This window comes from Pseudoalteromonas luteoviolacea H33-S, from assembly GCF_001625695.1.
Lineage (GTDB): Bacteria > Pseudomonadota > Gammaproteobacteria > Enterobacterales > Alteromonadaceae > Pseudoalteromonas > Pseudoalteromonas luteoviolacea_B.
On sequence record NZ_AUXY01000061.1, the window covers coordinates 53,388 to 67,438 of the forward strand.

Sequence of the window (14,051 nt, forward strand, 5' to 3'; positions counted from 1 at the left end):
TTTGGAGACGCCCTAAAACTTCTTGTTGTTAAAATGGTTATAGCCTAACAGGATGGTGCAAAATGAACAAAAAAAATTGCTAGGTACTACGAAAAAATTGTGATTTTTTGTCTGGTTTTGAGTTAACATTGTGCAAATAACTCTAATTTAAAATTGTGCGAGGGAGAACTGCGGATGTTTTCAATGCGTTGGTTTAGCACCATATTTATGATATTCCTTCTAACAGCCTGTGGCGGAGGAGGTTCAATTGAAAAAAACTCCTCTGGTGACGGCGGTACTGATACAGACGAATATGCACTTGCATTAAGTCTCAACTCTCCAAGCGGTTCCTCAGAGCTTAGTGTCTCTAATCCTATCCAAATTCAAGCGACAGTAACCAAAGATGGTGAAAAACAAGCTGACAGGTTAGTTAAATTTGTTGGTGATGAGTTCTCCGAATTCAATGGTACGTCATCAGTCTTAACTAATAGTGAGGGCATTGCTGAGGTTAATATTGTTGCAAATAGTAACCAAGGGGCAGGCGCTATTAGCGCTTCTTTTGATGTGAATGGGCAAACAATTACGAAGAGTATAGAGTATGCCGCTATTGGAGATGGAGGAATTCAAATTGCATTAGAGTTTAAAGATGCAAATGGTAATGAAATCAATACCGAGAACAAGCTCGCCGGAGAAAATGCGGCCACTGTCATGGCGACTTTGACGAATAACGGTGTAGCACTCCCAAATGAGCTATTGACGTTCACATTTGACGAGCTAATAGATACGCCTAGCAATGGTAGAATCGTCACTAATGGCAGCGGACAAGCTCTTGTGCAAGTCAATGCCACAGATCAGATAGGTGCGGGGACTATATCCGTTGCGTTTGAGGATGAGACAGCAACTTTAAACTTTGCATCGGATGGTTATGAGTTCTTCAATCGACAAGTTTATGAGTTATCTGTTGTGGGCTTAGATGCTCAAGGACAAGAAACCAGTGACCTTTCTTTCAATACACCTATCGCAATTCGCGCAACATTGACACTTAATGACAAACCCGTTGCTGATGAACCGTTGACTTTTAGTGTCGATAAGGCACTGCTCGGTACGGTCACAAATGTCTTAAAGACAGATAGTTCAGGCTCAGTTACATTCAATTTAATAGATAATAATGAATCGGGCGTAGGAGTATTAAACGTATCCTTTGATGCTCCGGGAGATGTTGCTAATGTGTCCTCTTCATTTAGCTTTGAAAGCGAGGGTGATGGCGGCTTGCAGCTTAGCGTCATAGTAGCAGATTCTGAAGGGGTACTCATATCTGACCAAAACAGACTAGGTACGGGCAAAAATGGCTCAGTTAAAATAACCCTTGTTGATAATGGTGAGCCATTATCTGACGTCATAGTAACAGTAAATAGCGGAACAAAAGCTGTGACCATCCCTTCTGATGGTAAAGTTATTACAAATGCTCAAGGTGAGGCAACATTGACGCTTGTACCTAACATTTTGTCTGGCGTTGATACATTAACAGTAACCTATACAACCGAGTCAGAAACAGTTACTCGCACTGTAAATTACCACTCCGATGGAGATGAGTTTTTTGGTATAGAAAAGTATGAAATTGCACTTTCTGGTCAAAATGCCAGCGGCACTTCATCAAATCAATTGTCTTTTGTAAATCCCCTGACAGTTCGAGCTTTGTTGACGCTTAATGGGTCGCCTGTTTCCGGACAAAATATCAATTTTACGGTAAACGACAAAGGACTATTATCGAATAGCGTTCTAGAAACCGGCGTAGATGGCGTCGCAGCAGTTGTTTTAACAGAAAATAACGTCGATGGTGCAGGGGTTTTAACTGCAACCTACACCACAGAAGATAATGTTGTAATTACCAAAGATTTTAGTTTTATCAGTGCGGGTGATGGTGGTTTGCAAATGACGCTGACCGTGAATGACCAAACGGATGATAAAAACCCTATCAATCAACAAAACCCGCTAAATGGTGCAACCCGGGGGTTGGTTGAAGTTACACTTTCTAACAATGGTAATTTAGTTAGTGGTGCAATCGTTAATGTTTCATCTGGTGGAAAAGCGGTTACAGTGCCTTCCGATGGACAAGCTGCAACTCAGCAAAATGGTAAAGCATCACTTGAACTTGTTGCTAATAAAGAAACGGGTATCGGCCAATTATCTGCCACCTATACGGATCCCACAACCTCTGAAACTGTAACTGAGCAGTATATTTATTATTCAGATGGTGATCCTGATTTCAGTGATTCTGAATTTGAGTTATTAATTGTCGCGAGAAATGCGTTAGGTGTTGAAACAAAAGAACTATCAGGCGACTCTGAGCTGACGTTAACTGCAACTTTATTGCAAAATGGTTCCGCATTTGAAAATCAGTTAATTCAATTTACAGTGAATGAGTTTGGTACCCTAGATCCTCAATCAGGCTCTGTGTTGACAAATTCGTCTGGTATTGCAGAAATTAAGTTAAAAGATAACTCTGTGCAAGGGGCTGGGAGAGTCATCGCGACCTTTACCTCGAGCAGCGGTGTACCGGTATCACGTAATTTTAACTTTAACAGCCAGGGCGACGGTGGCTTATTATTAGTTATTGAGTCAATCACAGGCGATGAAGACAAAGATATTAAGAAAGATAATGCGATTGGGAAAGACCAAAATGGCACCGTGACAGCTCTTTTGACGGAAGACGGACAACCAGTGAGCAATGCATTAGTTACATTTACGGTTGATGAAGTTGCTACAATGGAACCTTCAAATGGACGTGCAGTGACTAACAGTGAAGGCAGGGCGAGTGTAGAATTACTGACAACACGAGTTTCGGGTGTAGGTGAAATATTTGCAGAATATCAAGGGCTAAGAACAAACAACGCACTATTCCATTCTTTAGGTGATGCAGAAGCAGTAACGGGTGATTACAGCTTTGATATTCAACTCTTAACTGGCTGTAACGACGATTGGGATGCTGTTCGAAATGATGTAAATAATCCAATAGATCCTGAAACTGGTGGGTGTACGACTGTTACAAGTTTAGATTCGAGCGTGCTTCCGGAGTTATTCATCCAGATAGCGCGAGTAACCGATGATGCGAAAGAGGTTGATAACCAAATTATCGAAGTTATTACCGATAAGGGACAGGTATTGCCGAGTTCAGGTAAAGTGCTGACGGACGTCAATGGAATTGCGTTATTAAAATTACAGCCCGGTGACAGCGATGGTGCAGGCACAATTAGTGTAACCTTCGATAATCAAACAGCGACAGAGAACTTTTCAGTAGGTATACAAGAACTTTATTTGCAATTGTCTGCAGATTTACCCTCTTCACCAGCGTCAGAACAGCCCCTGCCTGAACTAGACTCTGGCGATAGTTTTATTATTACTGCGCGAGTTTATACCGACGAAGCGCTGACCACGTTATATGAACAGCCCGTTGATATTGGTTTTTCATCAGTTTGTGCAAGTCAACAGCCAGCAGGCACACTGGCGACAATTGACAGCCCTGTACGCTCTCAAGCCGGCGTCGCAACGTCTACTTATCAGGCAAGTGGCTGTAATGGCAACGATACTATTACCGCAAGTATTTCAGCGGCTGACCCCGCAAGTTACCCATTTTTCGTAAACACTGCACCAGTACAGTCACTGAAGTTTATTAGTGCAAGTGACCGTTTTATCGGGTTACCGCCGGCAACTGGCAGTGTGCCAGTCACATCCACGATCACTTTCCAGTTGATTGATACAGACGATAATCCGTTACGTCAAAAACAAATTGAATTTAGATTCGCTGACTTGACCGGAGAAGCAACTCTTAACACTTACAAAGGTAACACTGATAGCAATGGCGAAGCAAAAACCTTGATTGAAGGTGGTGTAGTTCCTGGAGGGTTAGTGGTTGAGGCATGTTATTTGCTAGATGATGTCATTACCGCAGCTGCACAAAACCTCCAGTTTCCAACATGTTGGCAATCCAAGATTGATCAGTGTTCAGCAGACTCAAGTTTAGAGTTTTGCGAGTTGCCAGACGCTCTGACTAACGGGTTTATGCTTATTCCTGCTGGAGATCAGATTAATGCCGTTTCATCTGGAGTTATTCTGTCCTCTGGCGTGCCAGATCAAGATAGCTTTGATGCAGCGCCAGATAGATTTATTCTTAATACGCAAAATTATGTGAATGTCACTACAAACATTAATGTCTACTTTGGCGATCAGTTTAATCAATTATCTAGAGATGACCTTGTCGCTAATGTACAAGCTGAGGCTGGTGTTATTGGGAATATCGATGGATCAGGCGGAGATGAGTCATATCAATGTTTTGCTGATAAAGGGCGTTGCCAAGTGCAATGGCGCTCACAAGGTGATTTACCATTTACCGATCCTAAATGGCTAAACCGGATTGGTGATGTTTGTGATACTTATAAAGGTTTGCCTGTACCATGTATTGGTGATTACCCAGAGACTGTCACCGAAAATGGTGTTACCCGAACAGTAGTGCGTGGTGCTCGTGTGACTATACTGGCGACAGCAAAAGGTCAAGAAAACTTCCATGACAAGCCTTCAACAGATACGATCCCGCGTAAAAATGGCTTATTTGATATTGGTGAGTTCCAGCCTTTAAACGATGATTTGCCAGAAGCATTTATTGATTTTAATGGAAATAACCAATTTGATGCAGTCGATTGTCAAGCGAACAATGATGACCCAAGTACAGATCCTTGTGAGCCAACACTGAGTAATGGCGGACACAATGAAGTTTATTTGGATGCCAACAACAATGGTGTCTATGATGGGTTACCGGATGACCCAACAACAGGGATTTATAATGGTCTTTTATGTGGTCAAGCTGCTGAGGAAGCCGGTCAGTGTAGTAAAGATTTAGTTGATATTAGAAAACAATTCGAAATCGTTGCATCAAGTGATATTGTGTACACGCGTTTTGTCGTCAACAAGTCTCATATTGGTGGAGGCGACTGCGTTAATACCGTAGGTCCAATAGACTCTAACGATCCAAACTCAAATATAGTCACATTTCCTAATGAAGGTTTGTTTGGGTTAGAAGCGACAGAGAGTGATGATTACTGTGATATTGATGGTATTACACTCGGAGACTTCGATGGAAATGATGAAAATGAAACCGAGTCGGTAACTGTTGAGATATATTTTTCAGATTTATATGGTAATTCACTTCCAGAAGAAACTGAAATCAGTATCGCTACAACCAATGGCGTTGTAAATATTATTGAGCTATCAAGTACGGTATACTTCAGTGCTGGTTTTGAGCGCGGAAAAGCGGTTGTAGAAGTTACTCCAGAGACCACTTCAAATAGTAGGGATACGGGTAATTTGACAATCACTTTTGAAATTCCGAGCCCATCGAGTTTTGGAGAAACAATTACCAGAACCAAGTCAATTATTATTCGGGACAACGGTTAAGATTGTAATTGAAAAGGGCCTTTTTTAGGGCCCTTTTTTATTAACGCTTGAATTTCCTCGCATATCCGCTATATTCGCCTTTTTAACACGTTCAGAGTTAAGCTTGATTAAAATAGCAGCAATAGTTGCTTAATAAATCGCTGTTCAGATAAAAGTTAGAATGAAAAGCTTGTAACAATAGGTGTTTGTGGATATACCTATAAATAATAACGCCCAATGGGGCACAACAGACAGAATTAGTCAAAATAGGCAGATATGGGCAAATCGCTAGTAATTGTAGAGTCTCCCGCAAAGGCCAAAACTATTAATAAGTATTTGGGAAAAGACTACATTGTGAAATCCAGTGTGGGTCATGTTCGTGATCTACCGACGTCAGGGGCAGGTAAAACCAAAGGGGTTGCTACCAAATCTCCGGCAGAAGTACGTAAAATGTCACCAGAAGAAAAGGCGGCATATCGCAAACAAAAGGACTACGCTAATTTAGTTGCAAGAATGGGTATTGACCCAGAAAAAGGCTGGGAGCCGCATTATGAAGTGCTACCTGGTAAGGAAAAAGTTGTTCAAGAGCTAACTAAGCTTGCGCAAGATGCAGACCATATCTATCTCGCAACCGATTTGGATAGAGAGGGAGAAGCAATTGCTTGGCACCTTGAAGAGATAATCGGCGGTGATGCATCAAAATACAAACGAGTGGTATTCAATGAGATAACCAAGAATGCTATCCAGCAGGCGTTTGAAGCACCTGGACAACTCAATACTGATATGGTGTATGCACAGCAAGCACGTCGTTTCTTAGACCGTGTTGTTGGTTTCATGGTTTCACCATTGCTATGGCAAAAAGTGGCAAGAGGCTTGTCTGCAGGTCGTGTACAGTCAGTTGCTGTCCGCTTGTTGGTTGAGCGTGAACGTGAAATTAAGGCTTTTATTCCAGAAGAGTTTTGGGATATCCATGCTGATACTAAGCTGGCGACAACCGATGTAAGGTTTGCTGTTACCAAATACCAAGGCCAAGCATTTAAGCCTGTAAACGAGCAAGAAGCGCTTAAAGCAGTTTCAGAAATTGAAAATGCGAGCTTGTCTGTTGTTAAAGTAGAAGAAAAGCCAAGTAAGAGTAAGCCAAGTGCACCTTTTATTACTTCTACAATGCAGCAAGCAGCAAGTACACGTTTAGGTTATGGCGTAAAGAAAACCATGATGTTAGCACAGCGTTTGTACGAAGCAGGCTACATTACTTATATGCGTACAGATTCAACAAACTTGTCTAATGATGCTGTTGAAATGTGTCGTGACTATATTCAAGGTAATTTTGGCGACAAGTATTTACCTAAAGCACCAATAAAATACAGTGCGAAAGACAATGCACAAGAGGCGCACGAAGCAATTCGTCCTTCGGATGTTAATGTATTATCTGGTCATGTTGAAGGTGTCGATGCAGATGCCAAAAAGCTATATGAATTAATTTGGCGTCAGTTTGTTGCTTGTCAGATGACACCAGCTGAATATGACCTAACCAATATTACATTAGGTGCTAATGACTACACGCTAAAAGCACGTGGTCGTGTACTTAGATTTGATGGTTGGACAAAGGTACAACCTGCTGTTCGTAAGAAGAGCGAAGAAGAACAAGCATTACCTGCAGTGACTGTTGGTGACAGCGTTGACTTGGTTGCACTTGATCCAAAGCAACACTTTACCAAGCCACCAGCAAGATTCAGTGAAGCAAGTTTAGTTAAAGAGCTTGAAAAACGAGGAATAGGTCGTCCTTCTACCTATGCTGCAATTATTTCAACTATTCAAGATCGCGGCTATGTACGTGTTGAGAATAGACGATTCTTTGCAGAGAAAATGGGTGAAATCGTCACAGACCGTTTAGTTGAAAACTTTAACGATTTAATGAATTTTGACTTTACTGCAAAAATGGAAGGTCGACTTGATGACATCGCTGAAGGCGAACGAGAGTGGACACAAGTACTTGATAAGTTTTATGCAGACTTTTCGAGTCAACTTGAGCTAGCAGGACAAGATGAAGCCGAAGGCGGTATGCGCCAAAATGTCATGGTCGAAACAGACATTGACTGTACCACCTGTGGCAGAAAAATGGGGATTCGTACAGCATCGACAGGTGTGTTTTTAGGGTGTACTGGTTACAGCTTGCCACCCAAAGAGCGCTGCACAACAACCATGAATTTGATTTCAGGTGACGAAGCAATCGATGCTGACGTGGAAGATGCGGAAACCGAAAGCTTAAGACAGAAAAAGCGTTGCCCAATCTGTGAAACAGCGATGGACTCATATCTGATAGATGAGACCCGTAAGATCCATGTATGTGGTAATAACCCTGCGTGTGGTGGTTATGTTGTGGAGCAGGGCACATTCAAAATTAAGGGCTACGATGGTCCTGTGATTGAATGTGATAAATGTGGTGCAGATATGCAGCTTAAATCAGGCCGTTTTGGTAAGTATTTTGGCTGTACTAAAGAAGACTGTAAGAATACACGTAAATTGCTGAAAAGCGGTGAAGCTGCGCCGCCTAAAGAAGATCCTGTTCCGTTACCTGAACTTGAGTGTGAAAAGTCTGATGCACACTTTGTTCTACGTGATGGCGCTTCTGGTATTTTCTTAGCCGCGCATACGTTCCCTAAGTCTAGAGAAACGCGTGCACCTAAAGTTGCAGAGTTAAAAAGGTTTAGAGATAGGATCTCTCCTAAGTTTTATTACCTAGCTGATGCTCCTGAAAAAGACAGTGATGGTAACTTAGCGGTAGTAAGATACTCACGTAAAACAAAGACTCAATATGTGATGACGGAAGTTGAAGGCAAAGCCACGGGCTGGAAAGCAACTTTTGTTGAAGGAAAGTGGGTCGAAGAAGAGAAAAAGCGTAAAAAATAAATTATAAGGCCAGCAATTGCTGGCCTTTTTTACAACTGCATCTCTATATCATGCTCTCTGATAATATAGATATAGACACTTTAATCATCACAAGCAGTATTGACTGACGTATTGCACTTTGTGATACCCACCTCACTTTCTGTTGTTTTGTGTAACCGAATTACAAACATCTATTGTTGACTTGGTTATTTGTGCCCACTATTCTAACGACCACTGTGTCATACAGTGACTGCAAGACTATTTTAATTAAAAACAAAACCTTGCTGATTAAAATAAGGAAAAACAGTAATGAATTTATTCGGCAATCAACTGGTTAAGCTATTTGGTATTAGTTTAACGTCCCTTGCCATTGCCTATTCTGGTATATCCTGCGCGCAGCAAGAGGTTGCACTCGAAGCGTGTTATGTGGAAGGTTTTGAAGATCGCCTGATGTGTGGCTCGGTTAGCCAGCCCCTTTCAAAAAAGTCATCGGCCAATAATGTTGATATTCACTTTGCGGTGATCCCCGCAATTAAAAACATGCATCCTAAAGAAGCTGTATTGGCTTTTGCTGGTGGACCGGGCCAATCAGCGATAGAGGTCGCGGCTATTTTTGCGCGTAACTTGAAATATGCCAGAGAGAGCCGAGATATTATCCTTGTCGATCAGCGGGGCACAGGCAAATCTCAGTTATTGCAATGTGATAGTGGCACGGTTGAAGAGCAATTTAAGTTTAATGATCAAGCTTTGTCATTTGTGGCTTTTACAAAAGAGGAAACAAACACCTGTAAAGAACAGCTTGGAATAGATCTCTCTTATTTTACTACAGTGGCTGCTGCCAGTGATTTCGAAGCCGTTAGGCTTGCACTTGGTTATGAAAAACTCCACTTGTACGGCGCATCTTACGGCACTCGTATCGCGCAAGAATATTTGCGTCAATATCCAGACTCTGTGGCAAGCGCAACTTTAGATGGGGTTGTTCCTATGCAACAGAGTTTAGTGGCAATTGGGGATGCGATTGATAATGCACTAAATGAAGTGTTTCTTGATTGCATGGCAGAAAAATCATGTTTATCGCAATATCCTTCTTTGGCCGATGATTACCAGAAATTATTGGAGCAATTGAGGGAAACACCAATTACGGTCAACATCAGACATCCTCGTACTTTTAAAGAAATTCCACTGGTGCTTACTGAGAGTAAATTGCGTGGTGCAGTGAGGATGGCTCTGTATGGTCACACGACACGTTCATTGATCCCTTTGGTAATAGATTCAGCTGTGAAAGGTAATTATAGCCCGTTAGTCGGTTTGTTAGGTAATGAACAAACTCTTGGTAGTATCGCCATGGGGATGCATAGTGCTATTACGTGTGGAGAAGACTGGCCGAATTTAACTGAGGCTGATAGAAAACAGTTTGGTCAATCATATTTTGGCAAGATGATGATTGAGTCTTTAGATACAGTCTGTCCAATATGGGATGTTGAACCTGTTGAGCACGATTTCTATAAGCCAGTTAAAACAGATATTCCAATTTTACTTTTATCTGGTGGCCTTGACCCAGCTACGCCACCAAGCTGGGCGGATCTTGCAATGGTTAGTTTTAGCAATGCAAAACATTTAGTTTCACCATCAGCGACTCACGGCGTCGCAGCACAGACATGTGCGAACAAAATCATTGGTCAGTTTATTGATTCTTTGACGTTTGCTGACTTAGACACAGATTGTCTCGATAAAGACAATCGTAAGCAGTATTTTATGAACATAAATGGACCTGTGGCCCATCAGGAAACAGAGCAACAAAATGATTGAAGTAATCGAGTTAGAGAAAAAAATAGGCTCAGTACAGGCACTGGATAAGCTCAGTTTTAAAGCTGAAGATGGAAAAATCACAGGTTTATTAGGCCCAAATGGTGCGGGAAAAACGACTTGTTTGCGCACGATTTTTGGTTTGCTTCAAGCAGATAGCGGCTTTGCTAAAATAGATGATATTGATGTTGTAAAAGACTCAATGCGCGCCAAACAACAACTTGGGTTGTTTCCGGATCCATGCGGCCTATATGAGCGCTTAACGCCCAGAGAGTATGTGCAATTTTTTGCAGAGCTCAGTGGAATGGATAATAAATCGGCACAAGTGGCAACACAAAGCGTGCTTGAACAGTTACAAATGACCGACATCGCTGACAGAAAGTGTAAAGGCTTTTCTCAAGGTCAGAGAATGAAAACGGCATTAGCACAAGCCATTGTGCATCAGCCTACAAATATTATTCTTGATGAACCGACGCGAGGACTTGATGTGATGAGTACGCGCATTTTGCGTGACCTTTTGCTGATGCTCAAAGAGCAAGGACATTGCGTGTTATTTTCTAGTCATGTTATGCAGGAAGTTGCAGCGCTTTGCGATCATGTTGTTGTAATGACAAATGGTAAAGTCGTTGCAGAAGGGTCTCCTCAAGCACTATGTGAACAAACACAAAAAGAGACTTTAGAAGAAGCGTTCATTACATTAATTGGTTCAGATGAGGGACTTGCTGCATGATGAGACTGGTCCAAGTTTTATATAAAAAAGAGATGCTAGACGCGAGTCGTGACAAACGTTCCGTCATGGCTGGTTTATATTATGCGATTGGTGCGCCTATCGTCATGTGTGTGCTGTTTACTATTTTACTCAAACAACTTAGCTCTCCTGACGCACTTGAAATTACCATTGAGAACCCACAAGCGGCACCGAACCTTGTACGCTTTTTAGAAGGGCATGACATTAGTCATAGCGAAAAGTCGAGTGTGAAGGCCATTCGCTTGATCATTGATACTGATTATGCACAAGATATGTCTCAAGGGCGAAGCGCGCTTGTTACGATTGTGGCAGATAAGTCTGACAATAAGTTGATTAAGTCTGTACGCCGTTTAGAAATGTCCCTTGCTCGATACAATTCAGAAGTAGCGGGGTTAAGACTTATCAGCCGTGGTATTGATCCGAGCATCATGCGTGCTGTGAATGTACAGACGCAGGATCAAGCAACACCTGACTCTAAAGGTGGGATGTTCCTTGGGATTGCGACCTTGTCCATCATTATTGCACTGTTTTACTCAGCGATGAATTTAGCCATTGATACCAGTGCAGGAGAAAGAGAAAGAAACTCTCTGGCGCTACTTTTGAGCCACCCAATCAGCAGTACACAACTCGTCCTTGCCAAGGTCGCAGCCATCGCCAGTTATTCAATGGTTGGCTTAATTTTAGTACTGGTTGTTTCAAAATTTGCATATGGCATGGTGCCTTGGGAGCAACTTGGCTTTAGTATTAATTTGGATTTGATGTTCATTTTATTTTGTACGCTGATAGGGCTCCCAATTGCTTTGATGTCAGCAAGCTTATTGGTCTTCGTCTCTTTTATGGCTAAGTCTTTCAAAGAAGCACAATCTTATGTCGCTTTTGTTTTATTTGTACCAATTGGTCTGAGTATGATGACGACTTATGATATTGCGACTGAATACGTGCAATGGGCACCGATCGCGGCTCAGCAATATGCAATGATTGAAGTGATAAAAGGGAATGAATTACCTTTAATGCAAGTACTTTTATCGTCTGCAAGTACACTTGTCTTGTTTGCCATTTTTACCATGCTGAGCAGCAGAATGTTGAAAAGTGAGAAAGTAGTATTTGGGCTTTAATGCCATGGGCTTTGGCTGAGTTTAATCCTGAACTCAGCCATACTTCTTTCCAAAAGATTTTGATTAAACTGCACAAACAACGCGGTTTCTGCCGGACTTTTTCGCTTGATAAAGTGCAACATCTAACTTGCTGTAGATTTTATCAAGGCTATCAGGTGATGTGGTGTAGTAATAGGTCGAAAAACTGGCAGTGATATTAATCGTTTCTCCAGACTCTGAAATAATTGCAGATTCACTCAACTTAATTCTAAATTGCTCTACAACATCGTCTTTGTTTGAACTTGCCAAGTTTGGTAAGAACAACATGAACTCTTCGCCGCCAAAGCGGGATAAAAGTGCATTTTTACCAAAAAACTGCTTTGCAAGTGCCGCTGTGTGTTTTAAAGCGATATCACCTGTTGGGTGGCCATGTACATCATTGACTTGTTTGAAATGATCTAAGTCGAACAAGACTAGGCAATGTTGTTTGCCAATTGCAGGAATAGCTGAGCGAGAAACCACAGTTAGAAAAGTACTGCGTGTAAGCGCACCTGTTAAGTTATCGTGTTGCGCCCTGTATTTATGTTTGGAGTAGCCACGTAGGCTTATGAATAACAGCAAAAGTGAGAAAAGAATAATAATAGCCTGAAATTGTTGCCTTTCTTCTAAAGCAGAGATATGAGCAAGTTGCTGATTATTATGTTTTTCTAGTCGTATGTTTTCCAATTGTTGGGCGGTCACTTCTAGCTCTGATTCAAGCTCAATCATGGCTTGCATCGTTTTCTGTGAATTGAACTGCTCTTTTTGTGCTACTAGCTGACTCTGCAGCAGGTAGGCTTGTTGGTAATTTGATTCACGCGCATACAGATCGGAAAGTAGCTCCAAGCTGTGTATTAAATGCGTTTTGTCGCTGACATTGCTCGATAAATCATGAGCAATTTGAGCTTGCTCAATCGCTTTATCATACTGACCAAGCGCACGCATATTTTCGGCAGCTTGCAGTCTAATATCGGTAATTAAATTGATATTATTGGTTAAACTAATTTTAGACAGCGCACGGTCAAGGGCGCTGGTTGCAAGGTCTATGTTTTTGAGATTGGCATAAACTTTTGCCTTTTGTACTAAGGAGTATGCTTGGCGGTATGGATTGTCGAATTTTACATAATACTCATGCGCTTGATTCAGCCACTTTAATGCGGCGTCAAAGTCCTTCGCCTTGTTGGCAACAATACCAAGATTGAGCATGGTTAATGCGACTTTGAATTCATTGTTTTGTACTTTTCTCAAGTGCAAAGATTTTTTGAGATATTTAGTGGCATCGGTGTAATTGCCAATCTCCAAATAGGTGAGGGCCAAATTATTGTAATAGGGTGCTCTGTTGCCTTCATATTTAGAGTTAGCAATTGCCTGCTTATACATTTCAATAGCTTGGGCATGATCCCCTAAAAAATTTGCATTTAACGCTTTTGCATTGTGTAGTGAATTTAAACCCCAAAAAGGTTTGCTTAACGTGTTTGCATTACGTTCCACTTCTTTAATATGGCGCTCAAGTTGAATGTAATTAGCCAGTGTTATTTTGGCATTAATATAAAACAACTCAACAGTTGCAGTCAGTGCTGGGTCGTTAGCGGTATATGCCAGCGTAATTGCTTTTTTAAAGGCTTGCATCGTTTGCTCATATTCATTGTTATGTGCACTCAGCAAAGCAGCAACTAACTGTTGTAAAATAAGGTCATAGTCATTTTTTTCATAGCTGATAAGTGTATTCAACGAGGCTTGCTTTTTGAGCGCCAGGGCGGTCCTCGCAAGTGTCGCACCTATGTATACACGTTTTGCACTGGGCTCAGTGGCTTTGACTTGCTGAGCTAAAAATTCGAACGCAGTATTTGTATCTTGGGCACGAAGGGCGTCATAGGTTTGTTGCCATGTGCTGTGTGTACTACTGAATACGGGGAAGTTAACTACTAAAGTAAGTGCGAGAACAACAAATAAGCGCAAAGATTTAGCCTTTGAAAGAAAATAATTGCAAATAATAACATAATAGTCTGGTGCTTTTACAGCCAAAACCTTGTTATGATTTGTAACCGCGAAGCGCAGTGTAGCGGTAA

At 41.6% G+C, this 14,051-nt stretch carries 6 protein-coding genes; 5 read left to right on the forward strand and 1 reads right to left on the reverse strand.

All coding sequences use genetic code 11. The features are described 5' to 3' along the window. Positions 1 to 183: 183 nt before the first annotated feature. From N477_RS08275 to N477_RS08295, 5 genes are all read left to right on the forward strand, one after another. Positions 184 to 5,427: an Ig-like domain-containing protein gene (locus N477_RS08275; protein ID WP_155731844.1), complete on the forward strand. Its 5,244-nt coding sequence runs from the start codon at positions 184 to 186 to the stop codon at positions 5,425 to 5,427. A 255-nt stretch (positions 5,428 to 5,682) separates the two neighbouring features. Then, on the forward strand, positions 5,683 to 8,316 hold the full coding sequence (topA, locus tag N477_RS08280; RefSeq protein ID WP_063360821.1) for a type I DNA topoisomerase: 2,634 nt from the start codon (positions 5,683 to 5,685) through the stop codon (positions 8,314 to 8,316). 288 nt (positions 8,317 to 8,604) lie between these two features. Further along, positions 8,605 to 10,104, forward strand: a complete 1,500-nt coding sequence (locus N477_RS08285; protein WP_063360820.1) for an alpha/beta hydrolase — start codon at positions 8,605 to 8,607, stop codon at positions 10,102 to 10,104. Further along, positions 10,097 to 10,831, forward strand: coding sequence for an ATP-binding cassette domain-containing protein (locus N477_RS08290; protein WP_063360819.1), 735 nt, complete (start codon positions 10,097 to 10,099; stop codon positions 10,829 to 10,831). Before N477_RS08285 ends, N477_RS08290 begins: the two co-directional genes overlap by 8 nt. Continuing rightward, positions 10,828 to 11,964: an ABC transporter permease gene (locus N477_RS08295; RefSeq protein WP_081216366.1), complete on the forward strand. Its 1,137-nt coding sequence runs from the start codon at positions 10,828 to 10,830 to the stop codon at positions 11,962 to 11,964. Before N477_RS08290 ends, N477_RS08295 begins: the two co-directional genes overlap by 4 nt. Before the next feature lie 63 nt (positions 11,965 to 12,027). Here the strand turns inward: N477_RS08295 and N477_RS08300 are convergent, their stop codons facing one another. Continuing rightward, positions 12,028 to 13,941: a diguanylate cyclase gene (locus tag N477_RS08300; RefSeq protein ID WP_063360818.1), complete on the reverse strand. Its 1,914-nt coding sequence runs from the start codon at positions 13,939 to 13,941 to the stop codon at positions 12,028 to 12,030. Between the last annotated feature and the right edge of the window lie 110 nt (positions 13,942 to 14,051).

Coding starts and splice junctions, on each gene's coding strand:
- N477_RS08275 (WP_155731844.1), top strand. CDS start 184: ATGCGTTGGTTTAGCACCATATTTATGATATTCCTTCTAACAGCCTGT.
- N477_RS08290 (WP_063360819.1), top strand. CDS start 10,097: ATGATTGAAGTAATCGAGTTAGAGAAAAAAATAGGCTCAGTACAGGCA.
- N477_RS08295 (WP_081216366.1), top strand. CDS start 10,828: ATGATGAGACTGGTCCAAGTTTTATATAAAAAAGAGATGCTAGACGCG.
- topA (WP_063360821.1), top strand. CDS start 5,683: ATGGGCAAATCGCTAGTAATTGTAGAGTCTCCCGCAAAGGCCAAAACT.
- N477_RS08285 (WP_063360820.1), top strand. CDS start 8,605: ATGAATTTATTCGGCAATCAACTGGTTAAGCTATTTGGTATTAGTTTA.